This window comes from Streptomyces sp. NPDC001204 (genome assembly GCF_053598035.1).
Genome location: NZ_JBSFJL010000024.1, coordinates 108,142 through 131,081, shown reverse-complemented (window position 1 = coordinate 131,081; position 22,940 = coordinate 108,142). Strand labels below are relative to the sequence as shown.

The window sequence follows — 22,940 nt, the reverse complement described above, 5'->3', positions numbered from 1 at the left end:
CGGGCGCCATCGTCTCGGGTTCCTCCGGTACCGCCCAGGCGAAGAAGGAGGCCCTGGAGGCCGCGGGCGTCAAGGTCGGCAAGACCCCGACCGAGGCCGCGGCACTGGCCCGGCAGGCGGTGTGAGACGTGAACCCCCTGGAGAGATGGATCGCCCGGGTGGCCGGTGAACTCGAGGTGAGCCGGGACGCGCTGGACCGGGACGGGGTGCTGGACGTCGCGAAGAACGTCGCCCACCAGGTCGCCCGCCCGGCCGCGCCGCTCACCACCTGCCTGCTGGGTGTCGCCGTGGGACGCGGCATCGCGCCCGCCACCGCCGCCGAGACCGTGAACAAGCTCGCCGCGGCCTGGCCCGTACCGTCCGGCGGCGAACCCCCCGCCCCCTCACAGCCGGGAAGAGGAACATGACGCTGATCGGAGTCCCCCGGGAGACCGCGACGGGCGAACGCCGCGTCGCGCTGGTGCCCAAAGTCGTCGAACGGCTGCGCGCCGCGGGCCTCTCCGTCGTGGTGGAGGCCGGGGCCGGGGCCGGGGCACTGATTCCCGACGAGCAGTACGAGCAGTCCGGGGCCGCCATCGGAGAACCATGGGCGGCCGACGTCGTGGTCAAGGTGAACCCGCCGACGCCCTCCGAGATCGGCCTGCTGAGCCCCGGATCCGCCGTGATCGGCTTCCTGGCGCCCCTGACCAGGCCGGAGATCGCCGAGCAGCTGCGCCTGACCGGTGTCGCCGGCTTCGCGATGGAGGCCGTTCCGCGCATCTCCCGCGCGCAGTCCATGGACGCGCTCTCCTCGCAGGCCAATGTCGCCGGCTACCAGGCGGTGCTGGTCGCCGCCCGGAACTCCACCCGTTTCTTCCCGATGCTCACCACGGCCGCCGGAACGGTCAAGCCGGCCACGGCCCTGGTGCTCGGCGTGGGCGTCGCGGGGCTCCAGGCACTGGCCACCGCCAAACGTCTCGGCGCCCGCACCACCGGATTCGACGTCCGGCCCGAGGTCGCCGAGCAGGTCCGCTCGCTCGGCGCGCAGTGGCTGGAGCTGGGTGTCGAGGCATCGGGCGAGGGCGGATACGCCCGTGCCCTGACCGAGGAGGAACAGGCTGAGCAGCAGCGGCGGTTGAGCGAGGCGATCGCCGGCTTCGACGTGGTGATCACGACGGCGCTGGTTCCGGGACGCCCGGCGCCGAAGCTGGTCACCGCCGAGGCCGTGCGGCGGATGCGGCCCGGCAGCGTGGTCGTCGACCTCGCCGGGGAGACCGGCGGCAACTGCGAACTCACCACCCCGGGTGAGACCGTGGTGTGGCACGACGTCACCGTGGCCGCCCCGCTGAACCTGCCGGCGACGCTGCCCGAGCACGCCAGCGAACTGTACGCGCGGAACGTCCAGGCACTGCTCGAACTCATGCTGGCCGACGGCGAGTTCGCGCCGGACCTCGAGGACGAGATCCTCGCCGCCTGCTGTGTGACCCAGAACAGCGACCAGCTCACGGAGGCCCGATGATGTTCCTGGCCGACCTGGCGATCCTGGTGCTGGCCGGATTCGTCGGCTTCGCGGTGATCTCCAAGGTGCCCAACACCCTGCACACCCCGCTGATGTCCGGGACCAACGCCATCCATGGCATCGTCCTGCTCGGCGGCCTGGTCCTGCTCGGCCGCTCCGCCTCGGGGCCCTTCGAGCGGGTGCTGCTGGTCGTCGCGATCGTGTTCGGCACGATCAACGTGGTCGGCGGGTTCCTGGTGACCGACCGCATGCTCGGCATGTTCAAGAAGGCGCCGGACGGCGCCGGAGCCGGAAAGGACGCGGTCGGCCGTGGATGACCTGATCACGATTCTCTACATCGTCGCGTTCGCCCTGTTCATCCACGGGCTGATGGGCCTGACCGGACCGCGCACGGCCGTACGCGGCAACCTCACGGCGGCGGCGGGCATGCTGATCGCCACCGTGGCCGCCCTGCTGACCCCCGGGACGGGCAACTGGCTGCTGATCGCGTTCGGCCTGGTCCTGGGCACGGTGATCGGCGTACCGGCGGCGCGGCGGGTCAAGATGACCGCGATGCCGCAGATGGTGGCGTTGTTCAACGGAGTGGGCGGCGGCGCCGTCGCGCTGATCTCCTGGGTGGAGTTCCGCGACAGCCACGGCTACGCGACGGAGGCCGGCCACGTCGTCGTCACGTCGCTGTTCGCCGCGATCGTCGGCTCGCTCTCCTTCTGGGGATCGCTGATCGCCTTCGGCAAGCTCCAGGAGATCCTGCCGGGCAGGCCGATCGGTCTCGGCCGGGGGCAGCAACCCCTCAACCTGGCGCTGCTGCTGGTCTCGGTGGCCTGCGCGGTCGGCATCGGCCTGGGCCACGCCTCCGAGGCGCTGATCATCGGTGTACTGGTCTCCGCGGCCGTGCTCGGCGTGATGGTGGTGCTGCCGATCGGCGGCGCCGACATGCCGGTGGTGATCTCGCTGCTCAACGCCTTCACCGGCCTGTCCGCCGCGGCCACCGGCCTGGCACTGGACAACACGGCGATGATCGTCGCGGGCATGATCGTCGGAGCCTCCGGCACCATCCTGACCGATCTGATGGCCAAGGCGATGAACCGCTCGATCCCGGCCATCGTCGCGGGCGGGTTCGGCGGGACCGGCGCCACCGCGGGACCCGGCGGCGGCCCGGCGGACCAGACGGTGCGGCAGACCAGCGCGGCCGACGCCGCCATCCAGATGGCCTACGCGAGCCAGGTGGTCGTCGTCCCCGGCTACGGCATGGCCGTCGCGCAGGCGCAGCACGCCGTCCGCGAGATGGCCGGCCTGCTCGAACAGCGCGGCGTGGAGGTCAAGCACGCCATCCACCCGGTCGCCGGACGCATGCCCGGCCACATGAACGTGCTGCTCGCCGAGGCCGACGTGCCGTACGAACAGCTCAAGGAGATGGACGACATCAACGGGGAGTTCGGCCGCACCGACGTGGCCCTGGTGATCGGCGCCAACGACGTCACCAACCCCGCCGCCCGCTCCAATCCCAGCTCGCCGATCTACGGGATGCCGATCCTCAACGTGGACCACGCCAGGTCGGTCATCGTGCTCAAACGCTCGATGAACCCCGGGTTCGCCGGCATCGAGAACGAGCTGTACTTCGACGCCAGGACGTCGATGCTCTTCGGCGACGCGAAGTCCTCCGTCGCCGAGATCACCGAGGAACTCAAGGCCCTGTGACGGGGAGCGGCCGGGCGCGCGGGCGCCCGGCCGCTCCATGTCGCCATCGAGGGAGGCGGCCCCATGCTGCTCGACACCCACGGCCGGATCGCCACCGATCTGCGGGTCTCGCTGACCGACCGCTGCAACCTGCGGTGCACCTACTGCATGCCCGAGGAGGGGACGGCCTGGCTGGCCGGGCCCCGGCTGCTCACCGACGACGAGGTCGTCCGGCTGGTGGGGGTCGCGGTCACCGGTCTGGGCGTGACCGAGGTGCGTTTCACCGGTGGTGAGCCGCTGCTGCGCCCCGGCCTGGCCGGCATCGTCGCCCGCTGCGCCGCGCTCACCCCGCGGCCGGAACTGTCGCTGACCACCAACGGGATCGGGCTGGTCCGCACCGCCGGCGCGCTCCGCGAGGCCGGGCTCGACCGCGTCAACGTCTCGCTGGACACCCTGCGCCCGGACCGCTTCAAGGCGCTCACCCGACGCGACCGGCACCGGGAGGTGCTGGCCGGGCTGGCCGCGGCACGCGAGGCCGGGCTGGAACCGGTGAAGATCAACTCGGTGCTGATGCGCGGGATCAACGACGACGAGCCGGCCGAGCTGCTGGCCTGGGCCGTCAGGCACGGTTACCACCTGCGGTTCATCGAGCAGATGCCGTTGGATCCCCAACACGGCTGGCAGCGCGAGCAGATGGTGACCGCCGCGGAGATCCTGCGGAAGCTCGCCGCGTGCTTCTCCCTCACACCGGAGCGGCGGGGGCAGCGCGGTTCGGCGCCGGCGGAGCGGTGGCTGGTCGACGGCGGACCGGCCACGGTGGGGGTGATCGCCTCGGTGACCCGGCCCTTCTGCCGGGCCTGCGACCGAACCCGGCTCACCGCGGACGGCCAGGTCCGCACCTGCCTGTTCGCCAGGGAGGAGACCGACCTGCGCACCGCGCTGCGCTCCGGGGCGTCCGACGAGGAGGTCGCCGCCCTGTGGCGGGCCGCGACGCTGGGCAAGAAGGCGGGCTCCGGCCTGGACGACCCGTCCTTCCTTCAGCCCCGGCGTCCTATGTCCGCCATCGGTGGCTAGACGGAAGAGCGAGGTCACGCAAGGGTGGGCCGGCATGCCGAGGTCTGTGCGCCGCGCCGGGAGAAAGACTCGGTACGGCCTCTGGACAGGGGATCGTCCAGCCTTCCAGAATACTGCCTACTTCATATCGTATGCAATCTGAGGTCTCGGAGGAGCCGGTATGACGCGCACCACCCGCCCGGTGGCCCTGGCACGCAACGGGATGGTCAGCACCCCGCACTACCTCGCCTCCACGGCCGGCCTCCAGGTGTTGCAGGAGGGCGGCACGGCCGTGGACGCCGCGATCGCCATCAACGCGACGCTCGGCGTGGTCTACCCGCACATGACCGGACCGGGCGGGGACGCCTTCTGGCTCATCCACGACGCAGCCACGGGCCGGGTCCACGCACTCAACGGCAGCGGCCGGGCCGGCGCCCACGCGACCCGTCCGTACTTCCGGCAGCGCGACCATCAGGAGATCCCCACCCGGGGGCCGCTCGCCGTGGTGACCGTGCCCGGCGCCGTCGACAGCTGGTGCACCGCGCACGAACGGTTCGGCAGCCTCCCGCTCGCCCGCCTGCTCCAGCCGGCCATCACCTACGCCCGGGAGGGCTTCGCCGTCTGCGACAGCTACGCCGCCTGCGCCGCCGAGGTCGCGCACGTCCTCAGCGCCCATCCGCTCACCCGAAGCACGCTGCTGCCTCAGGACCGGCCGCCGGTCATGGCGGACGTCCTCGCGCTGCCGCAACTGGCCGAAACGCTGGAGACCGTCGCGGAGAAGGGCCGGCCCGGCTTCTACGAGGGCCCCGTGGCCGAGGAGATCGCGACGAGCCTGCAACAGGCCGGCGGCCTGCTCACCACCGAGGACCTGGCCGCCCACCGGTCGGAGTGGACCGAACCGGTCTCCACGACGTACCGCGGGTACCGCTGCTACCAGGCCCCGCCGAACTCGCAGGGGTTCGCGCACCTGATGGCGCTGAACATCGTCGAGAACTTCGACCTCGGCGGCATGACCGACAGCAGTCCCGAGTACGTCCACCTGCTGGTGGAGGCGACCCGCCTGGCGTTCGCCGACCGCGACCGGTACCTCACCGACCCCAACTTCCACGACATCCCCCTGCGGCACCTGCTGTCCAAGGACTACGCGGCCGAACTGAGCAAGCGCGTGGCGCCCCGGCCGGCCCCCGCGGGACCGGGGGCGCGGATGGGCGGCGACACCACGTGCAGCGTCGTGGTGGACTCGGCCGGCAACGCGGTCTCGGTGATCCAGAGCCTCTACCACGAGTTCGGCTCCGGGTTCATCGCGGGCCGGACCGGGGTGCTGATGCACAACCGCGGGTCGTACTTCTCCCTGGACGAGGCACACCCGAACCGCCTCGAGCCCGGCAAGCGGACCTTCCACACCCTGATGCCCGGCATGCTCTTCCGCGGCGAGAACCTGGACCTCGTCTACGGCACCATGGGCGGCGAGGGCCAGCCGCAGACGTCGAACGCCCTGGTCACACGGGTGGTCGACTTCGGCAGGGACGTCCAGTCGGCCATCGACGCGCCCCGCTGGCTGTACGGCCGCACCTGGGGGGACGAGCGACGCGATCTCCGGATGGAGGACCGCTTCGCCTCCGGGACGCTGGACGAACTGCGCACCTGGGGCCACCCGGTCCGCGAGGTCGGCGGCTGGGACGGCGTGATGGGGCACGCCCAGGCCATCCGCGTCACCGACGACGTCCTGATGGGCGGCGCGGACCCGCGCGGCGACGGCCTCGCTCTCGGCTGGTGACGCCCGACCTCGCGACAGCCGGACGACCGGACGAGAGGAGACCCCGGGAATGGAACACGCGAGCATCTGGCTCTGGGCCGCCTCGCTGGCCCCGCTCGCCCTGCTGCTCTTCCTGATGATCGCGCGGGGCTGGGGCGCCGCGGAAGCCGGCGCGCTGGGCTGGCTGGTGGCCTCGGTGACCGCGCTGACGGTGTTTCACCTGCGCCTGGACGCGGTCGGACTGCAAACGGTCAAGGGAGTCGTCGAAGCCGTCACCATCGTCTACGTCATCCTGTCCGCGATCCTCATCTACGAGGTCGCCAAGCAGGCGGACGCGTTCACCCCGTTCCAGCGGGGCATGACGCGCATGTTCGTCCATCCGCTTCTCCAGGTCATGGCGATCGGCTGGGTCTTCGCGTCCTTCCTCCAGGGCATCACCGGCTTCGGCGTGCCCATCGCGGTGTGCGCCCCGCTGCTCGTCGGCATCGGCGTCCGTCCGCTCCACGCGGTGGTGATCGCGCTGGTCGGACACGCCTGGAACAACACCTTCGGCACCCTGTCCGCCGCCTGGATCGGCATGAGGCAGGTCACGCATCTCTCACCGGCCGACAGCGCCACCACCGCGATCCAGACCTCCCTGCTGCTGTGGATGGTCAACCTCGTGGGCGGCCTGACCATTTGCTGGCTCTACGGTCGACTCCGAGGCCTGCGGGAGGGGCTGCCGGCGGTCGCGGTGATCTCGCTGGCCCACGGCGGAGTCATGCTGGCGCTGTCCCAGTGGGACGACACGCTGAACGGCTTCGCCGCCGGCCTCGTCGGTCTGGTCGTCGTCGCCGGTCTCGCCCGGCTGCCCCTCTACCGCCGCCCCTCCCGGGTGGTGAACAGCCCCGTGTTCGAGGAGGGCGAATCAGCCGGCGTCGCCGCGCCGGCCACGCAGGCGGCACCGAGCACACCGGAACCCGGAGGTGCCTCGCCCGGCGCCGGTGTGCGCGGCCGGGCCACCGTGGCGATGGCGTCCGCGGGCGAGCCCGGTGCCCGGGCGCCCGCGATGTCGTTGAACACCGCGTTCATCCCGTACTCCACCCTGCTCGCCGTGACCGGGGTCGTCCTGCTGATCGGGCCGCTGAAGGACGTACTGAGCAGACCGACCGTCGATGTGCGCTTCCCGGCGGTCACGACGGGCCTCGGGTTCACCACACCGGCATCGACGTCGAAGCTGGTGCTGCTGACACACGCCGGGACGCTCCTGCTCGTCACCGCCGCGATCAGCTACGTCCTCTACCGGCGAAAGGGACACCTCCGCGGCGCGGCCTGGCGGCCGATTCTCAGCGGCACGGTGGAGAAGGCGATCGGCCCCACGATCGCCGTGGTGACCCTGGTGGCGATGGCCTCGGTGATGCAGGGCTCCGGCCAGGCCGACGTCCTCGCGACCAAGGTCGCCGCCTGGACCAGCGGTATCTACCTGCTCCTCGCGCCGTACATCGGCGTCTTCGGCACCTTCATCACCGGCTCCAACCTCTCCGGCAACCTGCTGTTCGGTGCCTTCCAGCAGACCACCGCCCAGGCCGGCGGGCTCAGCACCGCCAACGTCCTCAGCGCCCAGACGACCGGGGGCGCGCTGGGCACGATGATCTCCCCGAGCAAGATCCTGCTCGGCACCACCACCGCCGGCATCGGCGGGCGTGAGGGACAGGTCCTGCGCAGGACGCTGCCGTTGACGCTCGTCACCACCGCCCTCGTCGGTCTGCCGCTCTTCCTGCTCGCCCGGACCAACGGATAGACCAACGGAACGGAGAAACGCATGAACAGCACCGCACGCGTCCAAGCTTGGTCGAGCCTCGCGGCGATCGTGGCACTGCCCCTGCTGTACATCGGCGGAACACACCGGATGCCGGCCCTGTCGGTCGCCGGACTCGCCATCTTCGCCGTGAGCATGATGATCTCGCCCGCCCTGCGGTACATCTCCCGTCCGCGCGGCTGAGGCCGCCCGGCACCCGGGCCGCACCGGGGACGCGTCGGAGCGGACGCGTCCCACGGTGTCGCGGGGGCCTGGGTCAGGCGCCGACGTACGCCGCGAGGTGCTGACCGGTGAGGGTGGACCGGGCGGCGACGAGGTCGGCGGGGGTGCCCTCGAAGACGACCCGGCCGCCGTCGTGACCGGCGCCGGGACCGAGGTCGATGATCCAGTCGGCGTGCGCCATGACCGCCTGATGGTGCTCGACGACGATCACCGACTTGCCGGAGTCGACGAGCCGGTCGAGCAGGCCGAGCAGGTGCTCGACATCGGCGAGGTGCAGACCGGCGGTCGGCTCGTCGAGGACGTAGACGCCGCCCTTCTCGGCCATGTGGGTGGCCAGCTTGAGCCGCTGCCGCTCGCCGCCGGACAGCGTGGTGAGCGGCTGGCCCAGGGTGAGGTAGCCGAGGCCGACGTCGGCGAGCCGGCCCAGGACGCGGTGCGCGGCCGGCGTGTGGGCCTCCCCGGCGCCGAAGAACTCCTCGGCCTCGGCCACCGGCATCGCCAGCACCTCGCTGATGTCACGGCCGCCGAGGTGGTACTCCAGCACCGACGCGTCGAACCGCTTCCCCTCGCACTCCTCGCACGTGGTGGCGACGCCGGCCATCATCGCCAGGTCGGTGTAGATGACGCCGGCGCCGTTGCACGTGGGGCAGGCGCCCTCCGAGTTGGCGCTGAACAACGCCGGCTTCACCCCGTTGGCCTTGGCGAACGCCTTGCGGATCGGGTCGAGCAGTCCGGTGTACGTCGCCGGGTTGCTGCGCCGCGAGCCGCGGATCGCGCCCTGGTCGACCGACACCACATTCGCGCCGGCCGGGATCGACCCGTGCACGAGCGAGCTCTTGCCCGAACCGGCGACACCGGTGACGACGACGAGCGTGCCGAGCGGGATGTCGACGTCGACGCCGCGCAGGTTGTGCGTGGTCGCGCCACGGATCTCCAGCGTGCCGGTGGGCTTGCGCACCGTCTCCTTGAACGAGGCCCGGTCGTCGAGGTGGCGGCCGGTGAGGGTGTCACTGGACCGCAGTCCCTCGACGGTGCCCTCGAAGCAGACGGCGCCGCCCGCCGTACCGGCGCCGGGACCGAGGTCGACGACGTGGTCGGCGATCGCGATGGTCTCCGGCTTGTGCTCCACCACGAGCACGGTGTTGCCCTTGTCCCGCAGCCGCAGCAGCAGGCCGTTCATCCGCTGGATGTCGTGCGGGTGGAGGCCGGTGGTGGGCTCGTCGAAGACGTAGGTCACGTCGGTGAGCGAGGAACCGAGGTGGCGGATCATCTTCACGCGCTGCGCCTCGCCGCCCGACAGCGTGCCCGACGGGCGGTCGAGCGAGAGGTAGCCGAGGCCGATCTCCACGAACGAGTCGAGGGTCTGCTGCAACGTGGCGAGCAGCGGCGCCATCGACGGCTCCCCCAGGCCGCGGACCCAGTCGGCCAGGTCGCTGATCTGCATCGCGCAGGCGTCGGCGATGCTGGTCCCGCCGATCCGCGACGACCGGGCCGCCTCGCTGAGCCGGGTGCCCCCGCACTCGGGGCAGTCGGTGAAGGTGATCGCCCGGTCCACGAACTCCCGGATGTGCGGCTGCATCGCCTCCCGGTCCTTGGAGAGCATCGACTTCTGGATCCTCGGGATCAGACCCTCGTAGGTCATGTTGATGCCCGCGATCTTCATCCTGGTCGGCTCGCGGTGCAGGAAGTCGTGCAGTTCCTGCTCCGTGTACTCGCGGATCGGCTTGTCCGCGCCGAAGAAGCCGGACTCGCTGTAGAGCCGGTAGTTCCAGCCGCCCGGCTTGTAGCCGGGGATGGTCAGCGCGCCCTCGGTGAGCGATTTGGAGTCGTCGTAGAGCTGGGTGAGGTCGACGTCGGAGACCGTGCCCCGGCCCTCGCAGCGCGGGCACATGCCGCCGGTGATGCTGAAGCTGCGCCGCTCCTTCACGGTCTTTCCGGCGCGTTCCACGGTGACCGCGCCCGCTCCGCTGATCGAGGGCACGTTGAAGGAGAACGCCTTGGGCGAGCCGATGTGCGGCTGCCCGAGCCGGCTGAAGAGGATGCGCAGCATCGCGTTGGCGTCGGTGGCGGTGCCGACCGTGGAGCGGGGGTCGCCGCCCATCCGCTGCTGGTCGACGATGATCGCGGTCGTCAGCCCGTCGAGGACGTCGACCTCGGGCCGGGCCAGGGTCGGCATGAAGCCCTGCACGAAGGCGCTGTAGGTCTCGTTGATCAGCCGCTGCGACTCGGCGGCGATCGTGTCGAACACCAATGAGCTCTTGCCCGAGCCGGAGACTCCGGTGAACACCGTCAGACGCCGCTTCGGGATCTCGATGCTGACGTCCTTGAGGTTGTTCTCGCGTGCGCCGTGCACCCGGATCAGGTCGTGGCTGTCGGCAGCGTGCGGCGGCGTGTCCGTCCTCGTGGCCTTGCTCATCGTGTCTCCATCTGTGGGGCTGCGCCGCCTTCGCGGCAACGGTGGGTGTCCGCCTGAGCGGCGGGGCCGGGCCGGGGTGGCGCGACGCACGTCCGGCCGGCGCTCACCGGGTCGCGCTCCGCGCGAGAACCAAGGCATTATCCACGCACCCGGTCCGCGCGGACCCTCCGGCCGGGGAGCCGGTGGATCCGCGCGGCTCACCCCCGTGATCGCCGGACGGCCCGGCCCACGCTACCGAGGGCCGGGCGTCCGGCGCTTCTCCATTCCTGACCGGTCCTGCGCCCGGTCACAGATACGGGCGGGTGATCAGCTCGATCCCGTGGCCGGCGGGGTCCTTGAAGTAGACCCCTCGACCGCCGTGATCGTGGTTGATCTCACCGGGGAGTCGCATGTGCGGATCGGCCCAGTGCTCGATGTCGTGGTCGCACAACCGCTGGTAGGCCCGGTCGAACAGGTCGTCGTCGACCAGGAACGCGTAGTGCTGCATCTGGATCTCCACCGGCGGCTCGGCGAACTGGAGCAGCACACCGTCGGCGAGCTGGATGTTGGTGAACGGGCCCCAGGACGGCGCTGCCCGCACTTCCAGCAGCTCGCGGAAGAAGCGGGCCGACTCCTCGCGGTCCTTGGAGGCGATGATGGTGTGGTTGAACGTGGCTGTCATTCGGCTGACCTGACTGTGTTCGGCACGGAAGCGGACTCGTCGTGGTGCACGAGCACGGGGAGGTCCGCGTGCCGAACCATGGGGGTGCCTTCTCCGCACCCGCGGTGGGATCAGCCCTCCACCGGGTGGCCAATCCGTGAGTGGCTTGTCGCCGGTCCGGTGTTCACGTCGGGAACCCTACTCGATCCGGCTGCCGTGCGGGTGGGTCACGCGGAACGCGGAGCCGGACCGAGCCACGCGAGGGCCGCGGCGGTCAGCGCCGTGACACCGTTGGTGAGGGTGGGCCGCATGACGGGCGCGAAGAACGGCGAGTGGTTCTGCGGGATGTCCCGGCTCCTGGTGCCCGCGGCCTCCGCCTTGGCGTAGACGTCGGGATCGACGCCGCCGAGGAGCCAGTAGCAGACCGGCACGTTCGCGCTGGTGCCGAAGACGCCGACGTCCTCACTGCCGGAGGAGGCGCCCGGGTCGGTCAGCTTGTCGTGGCCGACCACGTCTCCGATGGCGGCCATGGTGCGGGCGCACGCCTCCTCGTCGTTGACCATCAGCGGGAAGGTGTGCAGGGTGCTGATTTCGGGATCCCGCTGCGCCCCTGCGGCCGCCGCCTCGCCGCGGACGATCCGCTCCACCGCGTCCAGGACGGTCCGGCGGACCTGCGGGGTGTAGGTGCGGATGTTGAGCTGGAGCCGGGCCTCGTCCGGGATGATGTTGTCCTTGGTGCCGGCCTGCAGGGCGCCGACGGTGACGACGGCGCGGTCCGCGGAGGCGATCTCGCGGGAGACCACGGTCTGCAACCGCATCACGGTGGAGGCAGCCATCACCACCGGGTCGATCGACGCTTCCGGCATGGACGCGTGGGCTCCGCGCCCGAACATGCGCACCTCGAGCGCGTCGGTGGCGGCGAAGGCGAGACCGGGGTGGCAGGCGATGGTGCCGGCCGGGATCGCCATCACGTGCTGGCCGAGGACGACGTCGGGGGTGCCGAACCGGGCGTACAGGCCGTCGTCGACCATGGCCTGGGCGCCCTGACCCAGCTCCTCGGCCGGCTGGAACACGGCCAGCACGGTGCCCGACCACCGGTCGCGGGCGCCGGCCAGCAGCGCCATGGTGCCGAACAGGCAGGTGACGTGCACGTCGTGGCCGCAGGCGTGCATCACGCCCTCGTGCGTCGAGGCGTACGGCAGTCCGGTCCGCTCGGTGACGGGCAGCGCGTCGAAGTCGGCGCGCAGCAGGACGGTCGGGCCCTGGCCGTTCACCAGTCCGGCCACGACACCGGTCCGCCCGACGCCCTCGGTGACGTCGTAGCCCAAGTCCCGTGCGCGCCTGGCGACTTCGGCGGCCGTGCGGTGCTCCTCGAAGGACAGCTCGGGGTGGGCGTGCAGGTCCTGGTAGAGCGCTTCGAGGTCCTCGGTCAGGCTGGTGTCCAGGCCGGCCAGGACCTGCCGGGCCGTGTCGTGTGCGGTCATCGTGATGCCCCTTTGGCCGGCGAAGGGCCGCCACCTCCGACATAACCACACCCGCGGGGACACGGCAGCCCGGCCGGCGCCGCCCAGGCTGCTTGAAAGTTGTAGTACTGGTCCCACCTGGGTTAGCTTGAAGATTCAAGTTGAATCGGGATCCCGCGCCGCCCGGCGTCGTGGAGCCCCGCCGTCCGACCCGAGGAGCCCCCACCTTGACCACTCCTGACGTCACCCTGTCCCGCCCCGCCGTCGCGCCGGAGACGGCTCCGGCGGTCCCCGCCCACGCCTATGACGCCGGCCTGCTCGTCCTGCGCCTCGCGCTCGGGCTGACCATGGCCGCGCACGGCGCCCAGAAGCTGTTCGGCTGGTTCGGCGGGGGCGGTGTCGGCGGCACCGGGCAGTTCTTCGCCGCCTCCGGTTACCCCTCGCCCCGGGCGTTCGCCGTCGTGGCCGGACTCAGCGAGACCCTCGGCGGGCTCGGCCTCGCGCTCGGCCTGCTCACCCCGCTGGCCGCCGCGGCCGTCGCCGGCACGCTGGTCAACGCGATCGCCGTCAAGTGGGGTGGTGGCTTCTTCGCCCCGCAGGGCGTCGAGTACGAACTCCTCATCGCCCTGTCCGCGGTGGCTCTCGCCCTGACCGGCCCCGGCCGGATCGCCGTGGACCGGCTGCTGCCCGGGCTGCGCTCGCACCGCGTCGCCCACGGCGTCGCCGCGATCGTGCTCGGTGCCGTTGTGGCCGGTGTCACGCTCCTGCTGCGTCACTGACGCCGGGCTCAGGGCGGCAGGCCGGCGGGGCGACAGGCCGGGCGCGGCCTGTCGCCCGGGCCGCTGTCCGGCCTGTGGATCTCATTTGACATTAGAGAGCCTTATAGAAGATAAAGGTGACGCTTTGGCCATCAATTCACGCGGCGTGACATCTGCGGCGTGATGCCCACGAACGCTGCGCGAATGAGTCCTGACATGTCCCACCCCATCGCCGACCAGCCCACAGCCGACCCCGCGGGGGAGTGGGACGCATGGCGGTCCGAGCGCCATCGCGCCCTCACCTCGCCGACGGGCAACCTCGCCCTCGTCGAGACCCGCTGGCTGCCGGCCGGTGAGCGCCCGGACGCCGAGGCCGCGCGCGCGGGGCAGCCGCGCACGGTGACCGTCACCACGCTCCAGCGCACCGACCTCGTCAGCGGCGAGCCCGAGCACGGCCTGCGGTTCTGGGACGCCGACTCGCCCGCCATCCGCCACTTCGACCGGGTCGACGTGTTCCCCTACGACCCGGCCTGGGTGCTCGAAGCGACCTACACGCCCGTGCCCGGCGCCCGGCGCGTGGCCTTCGAACACATCCGGGACAACGGCGGCACCCGCGACCTCGTCGTCCCCGGCGACATCACGCTCACCGTCGACGGCCGCGCCTACTCCCTCAGCGCCTTCGACGACGACGGCACCCTGCTGCTCGTCTTCGGCGACCCCACCAACGGTGACACCACCTACGGCGCCGGCCGCTTCCTCTTCGTGCAGCGCACCGGGGACGACGACCGCGTCCTGCTGGACTTCAACCGTGCCTTCGTGCCGCCCTGTGGATTCTCCGATCAGTACAACTGTCCGATGCCGCCGCGGCAGAACCGTTTCCACCTGCCCGTCGAGGCCGGTGAGAAGCTCCCCGTCTTCCGCGGCGGCTTCCCCGCACAGCACTGATCACCCCGTAGCCTCCCGCACCACAGCACGAAAGCGCGCTCACTCATGAACATCAAGAAGACGTCCCTGTACGCCACCGCCACCGCGGCCACCCTCGCCCTGACCCTGACCGCCTGCGGTGGCTCCGGCTCGGGCGGCAGCGCCTCGGGCGGCGCCTGGAACAAGGACGCCACCGTCAACATCGGCTCCCTCTACGAGCCGCAGAACCTCGACAACACCGCGGGCGGCGGCCAGGGCGTCACCGAAGCCCTCAACGGCAACGTCTACGAAGGGCTGTTCAAGCTCACCGACGACGGCAAGGTCGAGAAGCTGCTCGCCACGGACTACAAGGTGAGCGGTGACGGACTCACCTACACCTTCACCCTGCGCGACGGCGTGAAGTTCCACAGCGGCAAGGCCCTCACCAGCGAAGACGTCAAGTACAGCCTGGAGAAGGTCATCGCGGACGACTCCCAGTCCGCCCGCAAGAGCAACCTTGAGGTCATCAAGGACATCGCCACCCCGGACGCGAAGACCGTCAAGGTCACGCTGTCCAAGAAGTCGATCTCCTTCGTCTACAACCTCTCCTACGTCTGGATCATCAACTCCCAGGCGAAGAACCTGAAGACGACCGAGGACGGCACCGGCCCCTACCGGCTCGGCAAGTGGACCCGCGGCTCCGCCCTGAGCCTGGACCGGTTCGCCGGCTACTGGGGCAAGGCCGCGGCGAACAAGACGGCCGTCTTCCACTACTACAAGGACGCGACCGCCCTCAACAACGCGCTGCTGACCAACGCCGTCGACGTGGTCACCAGCGAGCAGTCGCCCGACGCCCTCGACCAGTTCAAGAGCAACCAGAACTACAAGGTCAACGACGGCGACTCCACCACCAAGCTGCTGCTCGCCTTCAACGACAAGGCAAAGCCCTTCACCGACGTCAAGGTGCGCCAGGCCGTGTCCTCCGCCATCGACGACAAGAAGCTGCTGGAGTCGGTCTGGGGCGGCTACGGCAAGCTCATCGGCTCGATGGTGCCGCCCACCGACCCCTGGTACGAGGACCTCACCAAGGTCAACGCCTACGACCCGGCACGCGCCAAGAAGCTGCTCGCCGAGGCCGGGTACGCCAAGGGATTCAGCTTCACCCTCGACACGCCGAACTACGACCCGCACCCCACCGCCGCGACCTTCATCAAGTCCGAACTCGCCAAGGTCGGCGTCACCGTCAAGATCAACACGATCACGCCGGACGAGTGGTACACGAAGGTCTACAAGAACCACGACTTCTCGGCCACGCTCCAGGAGCACGTCAACGACCGCGACCTCGTCTGGTACGGCAACCCCGACTTCTACTGGGGCTACGACAACAAGCAGGTCACCCAGTGGGTGAACCAGGCCGAAGAGGCCTCCACCACGGCCCAGCAGACCGAGCTGCTGAAGAAGGTCAACCGCAAGACCGCCGAGGACGCGGCCAGCGACTGGCTGTACCTGTACCCGCAGATCGTCGTCGCGAGCAGCAAGCTGTCCGGCTACCCGCTCAACGGCCTCAACTCGCAGTTCTACGCCTACGACATCAAGAAGAAGGGCTGATGGCCCGCTATCTCCTGCGCCGCTTCGCCTTCCTCCTGGTGTCGCTGGCTCTGGCGAGCGTGGTGCTGTTCGTCCTGCTGCGGATGCTGCCCGGCGACCCGGCCAACGCACTCACCGCGGTGGGTGCGAGCCCGGAGCAGATCGCCGCGGCACGGCACTCCATCGGGTCCGACAGGCCGCTGCCCGAGCAGTTCGTCCACTGGCTCGGGCAGTTGGCCAGCGGCGACCTCGGCACCTCCTTCGTCAGTTCGCTGCCGGTCGGACCCGAGGTCGCCGCCCGGCTGAGCGTCACCGTGCCGCTGACCCTGGCCGCGTTCGCCCTCGCTGTCGTGCTCGCCGTGCCCGCCGGGTTCGTCGCGGCGCACAAGCGGCACACCTGGTACGGCGCGCTGCTCAGCGGCGTGTCCCAACTGGGCATCGCCATCCCGGTGTTCTGGCTCGGCATGATCCTCATCGCCGTGTTCGCGCTGAACGCCGGCTGGCTCCCGTCCGGCGGTTTCCCGCCGGACGGCTGGTCCGAGCCCGCCGAGGCGATCCGCTCCCTCGTCCTGCCGGTCGCCACCATCGCCCTGGTGATGAGCGCGTCCCTGATCCGCTACGTCCGCTCCGCCACCCTCGACGTCCTCGGCAGCGACTACCTGCGCACCGCCCGCGCCCTTGGCTCGTCCTTCGGCGGGGCGATGTGGCGGCACGGCCTGCGCAACGCCTCCGTACCGGTCATCTCCATCCTCGGCATCGAACTCGCCTCGACCCTGCTCGGCGCGGTCGTCGTGGAATCGGTGTACGCGCTCCCCGGCCTCGGCTCCATGCTCGCCACCGCCATCGCCCAGCACGACTACCCCGTCATCCAGGGCGTGCTGTTCGTCTCCACCCTCGCCGTGCTGCTCATCGGCTTCGTCGCCGACCTCGTCCAGCGGATCATCGACCCGCGCCTGCGCGGCCGGCTCTCCGGAGGTGCCCGATGACCCAGGCAGACACGCTGCCCACCGTCCGGCCGGAGGAGAAGTCACCGAGCCGACGCCGGCCCCGGCGCTCCGCCACGCTCGTCGTCGGCTGCGTCCTGGCCGGGCTCATCGCACTGCTCGCCCTGGTCTCCCTGTTCTGGCTGCCCTACCCCGCCGACGACACCTCCGGAGGGCGGCTGGCCGGCCCCGGGAACGGACACCTGCTGGGCACCGACAAGCTCGGGCGCGACCTGTTCACCCAGGTGATGACCGGCTCGCGGATCGCCGTCGAGGCGGGTCTGGGCTCGGTCCTCGTCGCCGCCGCGATCGGCGTCACCCTCGGTGTGCTCGCCGCGTTCGCACAGGGCTGGCTCGACGACACGCTCTCGGCGTTCCTCGACATCCTCATCGCCTTCCCGACGCTGCTGCTCGCGATGCTCATCGTCGCCGCCCGCTCGGCGACCCTCGGCTCGGCCGTCCTCGCCATCGGCCTGGCGCAGAGCGCGGTCGTCGCCCGGCTGGTGCGCATCCTCGTCAAACGCGTGCTGGCGCAGGACTACATCACCGCGGCCCGCACCTCCGGCACATCCTGGCCCAGGACCGTCGTCGGCCATGTGCTGCCCAACATCTGGCCCACCCTCGTGGTCAACCTCGCCCTCCAGTTCGGTCTCGCCGTACTGGCCGAGGCCGGACTGTCCTACCTCGGGCTCGGCGCACCCCCGCCGAACGCCTCGTGGGGCCGGATGCTCCAGGAGGCCCAGGCCACCTTCACCACCGCCCCGGCGGGCGCGCTCGCCCCGGGCATCCTGCTCGTCCTGCTCGTCATCGGCGTCAACCTCATCGCCGACGGCCTGCGCGACACCCTCGACCCGGCCACCCGCCGGAGGCGCGCGTGAACCTCCTCGACGTACGCGGGCTGACCGTCCGCACCGGCGACGGCCGCACCCTGGTCGACGACCTGTCCTTCACCGTGGCCGGCGGCGAACGCCTCGGCCTCATCGGCGAGTCCGGCTCCGGCAAGTCCCTGACCACGCTGGCCGTGCTCGGTCTGCTGCCCGACGGCATGACCGCCACCGGCAGCGTCGAACTCGCCGGCACCCAGGTCGTCGGCGCCCCTGAAAAGCGGCTCACCTCCCTGCGCGGCAGGGACGCGGCCGTCGTCTTCCAGGAGCCGCTCACCGCGCTCGACCCGCTGATGCGCGTGGGCCGCCAGATCGCCGAACCCCTCCGCAGGCGTACCGGCCTGAAGGGCAAGGACCTTCAGCGTGCCGTGGCGGACACGCTCGCACAGGTCCGGCTGCCCGACCCCGAGCGCATCGCCCGCGCGTTCCCGCACGAGATCTCCGGCGGGCAGCGCCAGCGCGTGGCCCTCGCCATGGCCCTGGCCTGCGAACCGAAACTGCTCATCGCGGACGAGCCGACCACCGCGCTGGACGTGTCCGTGCAGGCGGAGATGCTGGAACTCGTCGACACGCTGGTCAGGGAACGGGACATGGCGGTGCTGTTCGTCAGCCACGACCTCGCCGTGGTCGCCAAGGTGACCGACCGCGCCCTGGTGCTGAAGGACGGGCGGGCCGTGGAGGAGGGACCGGTCGAGACCATCGTCGGCGCGCCCCGCGAGGAGTACACCAAGGCCCTCGTCGCCAGCGCCCGGCGCCTGGAATCCGCCCTGGACCTGAGGAGCGCGCGATGACCCCCGTACTCGAACTGTCCGGTGTCGCGCTGCGCTACCGGGGCAGCACGGGCAACGTGGTCGAGGACGTCTCCTTCGAGGTCGAGGCCGGACACAGTCTCGCGCTCGTCGGGGAGTCCGGAGCCGGCAAGACCACGCTGCTGCGACTGCTGCTGGGCCTCGCCCGCCCCACGGCCGGCCAGGTCCGCTTCGACGGCGCCGAACTGTCCCCGCGGGACCGGGAACAGACGCGCCGTTTCCGGCGCGGCGTCCAGTGCGTCTTCCAGGACCCCTACTCCTCGCTCGACCCGCGCCGTCGCGTCGGCGCCACCGTGGCCGAGCCGCTGCTGTCCCTCGGCATCGACAGCCGCGCCACGGCCCGGCCGAAGGTGGCCGCGGCCCTGGAACGGGTCGGCCTGCCGGCCGACGCGGCGGACCGCTATCCGCACGAGTTCTCCGGCGGTCAGCGTCAGCGCATCGCCATCGCCCGCGCCACCGTCTGCAACCCGCGGGTCCTGCTGGCCGACGAACCCGTGAGCGCGCTCGACGTGACCACCCGGGTGAAGGTCGTCGACCTGCTGGCCGAACTCAAGCAGGAGCAGGGGCTGACGCTCGTGATGGTCTCCCACGACCTGTCGGTCGTCGCCTCCCTGTGCGAGCGCACCGCCGTCCTGGAACGCGGTCGTGTGGTCGAACACGGCGACACTGCCCAGGTCCTGGGCCGGCCCCAGCACCCGTACACCCGCCGCCTGCTCGACAGCGTGCCGCGACTGCCGGCCTGAACCACCGCCACACCGCCCGGCGCGGGCCCCCGACCGCGCCGGGCCCCGGCGGCCGTTTCCGGCCGCACCGAACCGCCACTACGCCGCCCGGCGTAAGATCCACCCGTGCCGGGCCCGCAGCCGTTCCGGCCGTCCCGAACCCTCAACGCCCGTTCCGGCGCGAACCCTCGGCTGTCCCGGCCGCGCGGGCCCCGGCCGCTTCCGGCCGACCCGAGCCCGTAACGGGCGGTTCTGGTGTGGGTTCTCGGTTGCCCTGGCCGTTCGGGGCGCCGCCGGTGCGGGCTATCGGTTGTTTCGGGAGGTCTGGTCGTCGCGGCTGGTCGAGCCGCCGTCGCGACGTGTGGCGCGGGCCTTGGCCGCGCCGGGCTTTGGCCTCTGCGGCTTCTGGGCCTGGTGGTTTCCGGTTGCCCCGAGCCCGTAACGGGCGGTTCTGGTGCGGGTTCTCGGTTGTCCTGGCCGTTCGGGGCGCCGCCGGTGCGGGCTATCGGTTGTTTCGGGAGGTCTGGTCGTCGCGGCTGGTCGAGCCGCCGTCGCGACGTGTGGCGCGGGCCTTGGCCGCGCCGGGCTTTGGCCTCTGCGGCCTCCGGCCCTGGTGGTTTCCGGCCTGCTCGCACCCGTAAGGCGCGGTCGAGGGTGGACTCTCGGTCGTCCTGGCCGTTCGAGCCCCGCCCGTGCCGATCACAGGCTGATCCGGGAGGTCTGGCCGTTCCGGCTGGCCCGAGCAGCCGTCGCACCGCCAAGTGCGGGCCCCGGCAGTTTCCGGCTGGCCCGCACCCGCAACGCATGGTCGAGCGTGGGCCCGGTTGTCCCGGCCGTCGGGTCCCCGCCCGTGCCGATCACCGGTTGCTCCGGGGGTCTGGCCGTTCCGGTCGGCCCGAGCCGCCGTCGCGCCGTCAAGTACGGGCCCCGCCGTTTCCGGCCGACCCGCACCCGAAACGCGCGATCCGACGCGGGCCAGGCGTCCGGCCTGCCCGAACCCCTGCCACGTCGCTCAGCGCGGGCCCCTGCTCCTCCGGACCCCGACGCCCCCGTCGTCCCGGGGGCCTGCGCCCGGTCCTACCGTGCCGGTGTGTCGTACTCCGGTGTGACGGTGAGCAGTTCGGACACGTCCGAGCCGACCGGTAGCTCGCGCGGTGCCGTGCCGCGGCGAAAGAGGCGCGCGTCGTTCTCGCCGCCGATCGTGGCGCGGGTTCCGGCCACCCGCAGCCAGGAGCCCTCGCGCAGGCCGAGCACCGGTACGTCGTTCTCCTCGAGGAACTCCGTCAGGCGCTCCTCGCGGGTCTCACCCTTGTGCGTGGAGCGCGGGTCGGGGTCCAGGTAGTGCGGGTTGATCTGGAACGGGACCAGTCCCAGCGTCTCGAAGGACGGGGGCTGGACGATCGGCATGTCGTTGGTGGTGCGCAGCGTGGGAGCGGCCATGTTGGTGCCCGCGCTGGCGCCCATGTAGGGCAGCCCGTCCCCGACCGCCTTGATCAGCGCGTCCCGCAGGCCCGTCCGGTACAGGGCGGTCAGCAGCCGGAAGGAGTTGCCGCCGCCGACGAACACGGCGTCCGCCTCGGCGAGCCGGCCGACCGGGTCACCGTCCTCGTGCACCCCGTGCACGTCGATGCCGGCCCCGGCGAGCGCGTCGCGCACCTTGGCCGTGTAGGCGTCGTGGTCGGCGAGCGCGTACGGCACGAACGCGAGCCGTGCCCGGGCCGGCAGGAACGCGGTCACGGTGTCGAGGGCGTGTTCCAGGTAACCGCGGCCGTGCTGGGTCGAGTTGGACAGAAGAAGCAGGTTCAAGGGGTGTTCCTCACCATGGGTTCGTTGCGTCAGGCCGTGCGGGTGCGCGGGCGGCGGTGGTGCTGGGGCGGGTGCGTCAGCCGCTGCTCCAGCAGCCGGGCCGCCTTGCGCAGCGCGTCGAGCCGGTCCTCGGGGCCGTCCGGGAAACGCTCGCTGGCGGCCCCGAGGCTGAGGCTGCCGTAGGGCTCGGCACCGAGGAAGACCGGCACGGCGACGGTGCCGATGCCGGCGTCGTACTCGCCGACCGTCCAGGCGTAGCCCTGCGCCCTGACCTGGCGGAACTCGCGTTCCAGCTGGTCGGGGTCGGTGACGGTGCGCTCGGTGAAACGGGCCATGGGGCGGCCGCGGAAGAGCCGGTGGCGCTGCTCGTCGGGTAGGAACGCGTAGTACGACTTACTGGTCGCCCCCGCGTGCGCCGGGTACAGCTCGCCGACGAGAGGGTAGTACCGCAGCGGCCCCTCCTCGCCCTCGACCGCCGCCACGCACCGCATGTGGAAGCTGTCGGGCAGGCAGAACAGGACCGTGTCCCCGGTCGCCGCGCGCAGTTCCTGAAGGACCGGTTCCGCGAGCAGTTCCAGCGAGCCGGAGCGCTCCCAGAGGCGGCCCAGCCGCAGGGCGGCGGGACCGATCCGGTAGCGGCGGGTCGCCGGATCGGACACCAGGAAGCCGCGCCCGGCCAGGGTGGACAGCAGTCGCTGTGCGACCGAGGTGTCCCAGCCGAACTCGGTGGCGACCTCCGTCACCCCCCAGTCGGGCCGGGTGCGCTCGAACGCGAGCAGCACCAGCAGGGCGCGGTCGACGGTCTGCAGTGCCCCGGCCGGGGTCTTCCGGTCGACGGGGATGTCAGGCACGGCAACTCCTCTCCGCATGACGTCCGCATGGACGCCCGTCCGCCCATCTCGCCATTCAGACCTGAATTGCAGATAACGGGAAACAGTTGCCAAGAAGGTTAACGGATCCCGAATCTTCTGTCAGCACCGCCTCAGGTGCGGATCAGGAGAAGCTGCCCATGTTGAAGTACGTCCTGGACATCGTGGATCTGCTGGACGATCCCGATGCCGACGGCAAGCGAGTCGCCGCCTACCTCGACTCCGTGGCGGGACCCGCCGGCTCCGGCGCCCAGGTCACCACCGTCACCGGTGAGCGGGGCTCCACGGACTTCGTCCTCGTACGCGTGGCCGGCCGCACCGGCCGCAGCCGCGGTGGCACCTCGCGCACCCTCGGCGTGGTCGGACGGCTCGGCGGTGTGGGTGCCCGTCCGCAGATCACCGGCCTGGTCTCCGACGCGGACGGCGCGATCGCCGCGCTCGCCACCGCCGCCAAGCTGCTGGACATGCGCCGCCGCGGTGACGTGCTCGACGGCGACGTGATCGTGGCCACCCACATCTGCCCGAACGCCCCGACCGCACCGCACGACCCGGTGCCGTTCATGGACTCGCCGGTCGACATCGCCACCATGAACCGGCACGAGGTCACGGACGAGATGGAGGCGGTGCTCTCCATCGACACCACCAAGGGCAACCGGATCATCAACCACAAGGGCCTGGCCCTGTCGCCCACCGTCAAGGAGGGCTGGGTGCTCAAGGTCGCCGAGCAGCTGGGGGAGCTGCTGGCCGTGGTCACCGGTGAGCCGTTGGTCACGTACCCGGTGACCACGCAGGACATCACCCCGTACGGTAACGGTGTACACCACATCAATTCGATCCTTCAGCCGGCCACGGCGACGGCCGCCCCGGTCGTCGGCCTCGCGGTCACCTCGGCCGCGGCGGTGCCCGGCTGCCAGACGGGCGCGAGCCACGAGACCGACATCGCGGCCGCCGCCCGGTTCGCCGTCGAGACCGCGAAGGCCTACGGCGGCGGACGCCTGGACTTCCACGACGACGTGGAGTTCGACCAGCTCGTGTCCCGTTACGGCTCGCTGGCGCACCTGCAGACCCTCGGCCGCGCACCCAGGGAGTCGTGATC

At 71.3% G+C, this 22,940-nt stretch carries 21 protein-coding genes and 1 pseudogene; 17 read left to right on the top strand and 5 right to left on the bottom strand.

Annotated elements, in window-relative coordinates:
• The 9 genes and pseudogenes from ACWC91_RS28630 to ACWC91_RS28590 form a co-directional block, all read left to right on the top strand.
• Positions 1 to 125, top strand: a pseudogene (locus ACWC91_RS28630) (succinate--CoA ligase subunit alpha); the annotation flags it as partial.
• 3 nt (positions 126 to 128) lie between these two features.
• On the top strand, positions 129 to 407 hold the full coding sequence (locus ACWC91_RS28625) for a DUF6457 domain-containing protein (RefSeq protein ID WP_450644473.1): 279 nt from the start codon (positions 129 to 131) through the stop codon (positions 405 to 407).
• A complete protein-coding gene (locus ACWC91_RS28620; RefSeq protein ID WP_450644471.1) occupies positions 404 to 1,498 on the top strand; it encodes a Re/Si-specific NAD(P)(+) transhydrogenase subunit alpha in 1,095 nt (364 codons plus the stop codon). The genes ACWC91_RS28625 and ACWC91_RS28620 overlap by 4 nt, the downstream gene beginning before the upstream one ends.
• A complete protein-coding gene (locus ACWC91_RS28615) occupies positions 1,495 to 1,815 on the top strand; it encodes an NAD(P) transhydrogenase subunit alpha (RefSeq protein WP_225078712.1) in 321 nt (106 codons plus the stop codon). The genes ACWC91_RS28620 and ACWC91_RS28615 overlap by 4 nt, the downstream gene beginning before the upstream one ends.
• Entirely contained in the window at positions 1,808 to 3,196 is a 1,389-nt protein-coding gene (locus ACWC91_RS28610) for an NAD(P)(+) transhydrogenase (Re/Si-specific) subunit beta (protein ID WP_225078713.1), read from the top strand. Before ACWC91_RS28615 ends, ACWC91_RS28610 begins: the two co-directional genes overlap by 8 nt.
• 63 nt (positions 3,197 to 3,259) lie before the next feature.
• A complete protein-coding gene (gene moaA / locus ACWC91_RS28605) occupies positions 3,260 to 4,249 on the top strand; it encodes a GTP 3',8-cyclase MoaA (RefSeq protein ID WP_225078714.1) in 990 nt (329 codons plus the stop codon).
• Positions 4,250 to 4,409: 160 nt separating this feature from the next.
• A complete protein-coding gene (gene ggt / locus ACWC91_RS28600) occupies positions 4,410 to 6,005 on the top strand; it encodes a gamma-glutamyltransferase (RefSeq protein ID WP_450644468.1) in 1,596 nt (531 codons plus the stop codon).
• Between the two features lie 49 nt (positions 6,006 to 6,054).
• Positions 6,055 to 7,764 carry an L-lactate permease gene (locus ACWC91_RS28595; RefSeq protein ID WP_450644467.1) on the top strand — a complete coding sequence of 570 codons (1,710 nt, stop codon included), beginning with the start codon at positions 6,055 to 6,057 and terminating at the stop codon, positions 7,762 to 7,764.
• Positions 7,765 to 7,785: 21 nt separating this feature from the next.
• A complete protein-coding gene (locus ACWC91_RS28590; RefSeq protein WP_225078717.1) occupies positions 7,786 to 7,965 on the top strand; it encodes a hypothetical protein in 180 nt (59 codons plus the stop codon).
• 73 nt (positions 7,966 to 8,038) lie between these two features.
• Here the strand turns inward: ACWC91_RS28590 and ACWC91_RS28585 are convergent, their stop codons facing one another.
• The 3 genes from ACWC91_RS28585 to ACWC91_RS28575 all read right to left on the bottom strand — a co-directional run bounded on the left by ACWC91_RS28585 (position 8,039) and on the right by ACWC91_RS28575 (position 12,544).
• Positions 8,039 to 10,420 (bottom strand): ATP-binding cassette domain-containing protein, encoded by a 2,382-nt coding sequence (locus ACWC91_RS28585; protein ID WP_376503015.1) that lies wholly within the window; start codon positions 10,418 to 10,420, stop codon positions 8,039 to 8,041.
• A 286-nt stretch (positions 10,421 to 10,706) separates the two neighbouring features.
• A complete protein-coding gene (locus ACWC91_RS28580) occupies positions 10,707 to 11,081 on the bottom strand; it encodes a VOC family protein (protein WP_450643956.1) in 375 nt (124 codons plus the stop codon).
• 206 nt (positions 11,082 to 11,287) lie between these two features.
• Positions 11,288 to 12,544, bottom strand: a complete 1,257-nt coding sequence (locus ACWC91_RS28575; protein WP_450643957.1) for an amidohydrolase — start codon at positions 12,542 to 12,544, stop codon at positions 11,288 to 11,290.
• Positions 12,545 to 12,750: 206 nt separating this feature from the next.
• Between ACWC91_RS28575 and ACWC91_RS28570 the strand changes: the two genes are divergently transcribed.
• The 7 genes from ACWC91_RS28570 (at position 12,751) to ACWC91_RS28540 (ending at position 19,190) form a co-directional block, all read left to right on the top strand.
• Complete coding sequence (locus ACWC91_RS28570) at positions 12,751 to 13,302, top strand: DoxX family protein (protein WP_374114038.1); 552 nt, start codon at positions 12,751 to 12,753, stop codon at positions 13,300 to 13,302.
• A gap of 195 nt (positions 13,303 to 13,497) precedes the next feature.
• Complete coding sequence (locus ACWC91_RS28565; RefSeq protein ID WP_281155234.1) at positions 13,498 to 14,226, top strand: DUF1684 domain-containing protein; 729 nt, start codon at positions 13,498 to 13,500, stop codon at positions 14,224 to 14,226.
• Positions 14,227 to 14,271: 45 nt separating this feature from the next.
• Complete coding sequence (locus tag ACWC91_RS28560; RefSeq protein WP_450643958.1) at positions 14,272 to 15,792, top strand: ABC transporter substrate-binding protein; 1,521 nt, start codon at positions 14,272 to 14,274, stop codon at positions 15,790 to 15,792.
• A complete protein-coding gene (locus tag ACWC91_RS28555; protein ID WP_450643959.1) occupies positions 15,792 to 16,757 on the top strand; it encodes an ABC transporter permease in 966 nt (321 codons plus the stop codon). Before ACWC91_RS28560 ends, ACWC91_RS28555 begins: the two co-directional genes overlap by 1 nt.
• A complete protein-coding gene (locus ACWC91_RS28550; RefSeq protein ID WP_225078724.1) occupies positions 16,754 to 17,632 on the top strand; it encodes an ABC transporter permease in 879 nt (292 codons plus the stop codon). The genes ACWC91_RS28555 and ACWC91_RS28550 overlap by 4 nt, the downstream gene beginning before the upstream one ends.
• Positions 17,629 to 18,429, top strand: coding sequence for an ATP-binding cassette domain-containing protein (locus ACWC91_RS28545; protein WP_225078725.1), 801 nt, complete (start codon positions 17,629 to 17,631; stop codon positions 18,427 to 18,429). The genes ACWC91_RS28550 and ACWC91_RS28545 overlap by 4 nt, the downstream gene beginning before the upstream one ends.
• Positions 18,426 to 19,190 (top strand): ABC transporter ATP-binding protein, encoded by a 765-nt coding sequence (locus tag ACWC91_RS28540; protein ID WP_225078726.1) that lies wholly within the window; start codon positions 18,426 to 18,428, stop codon positions 19,188 to 19,190. Before ACWC91_RS28545 ends, ACWC91_RS28540 begins: the two co-directional genes overlap by 4 nt.
• Before the next feature lie 1,056 nt (positions 19,191 to 20,246).
• On the opposite strand, the gene pepE is transcribed toward ACWC91_RS28540, so the two are convergent.
• The gene (gene pepE, locus ACWC91_RS28535; RefSeq protein WP_225078727.1) at positions 20,247 to 20,975 is read right to left on the bottom strand and encodes a dipeptidase PepE; all 729 of its coding nucleotides are present in this window, start codon (positions 20,973 to 20,975) and stop codon (positions 20,247 to 20,249) included.
• Positions 20,976 to 21,004: 29 nt separating this feature from the next.
• On the bottom strand, positions 21,005 to 21,844 hold the full coding sequence (locus ACWC91_RS28530; RefSeq protein WP_225078728.1) for an IclR family transcriptional regulator: 840 nt from the start codon (positions 21,842 to 21,844) through the stop codon (positions 21,005 to 21,007).
• Between the two features lie 140 nt (positions 21,845 to 21,984).
• Between ACWC91_RS28530 and ACWC91_RS28525 the strand changes: the two genes are divergently transcribed.
• Positions 21,985 to 22,938, top strand: coding sequence for a DUF1177 domain-containing protein (locus tag ACWC91_RS28525; protein ID WP_450643960.1), 954 nt, complete (start codon positions 21,985 to 21,987; stop codon positions 22,936 to 22,938).
• The last annotated feature ends 2 nt before the right edge of the window (positions 22,939 to 22,940 follow it).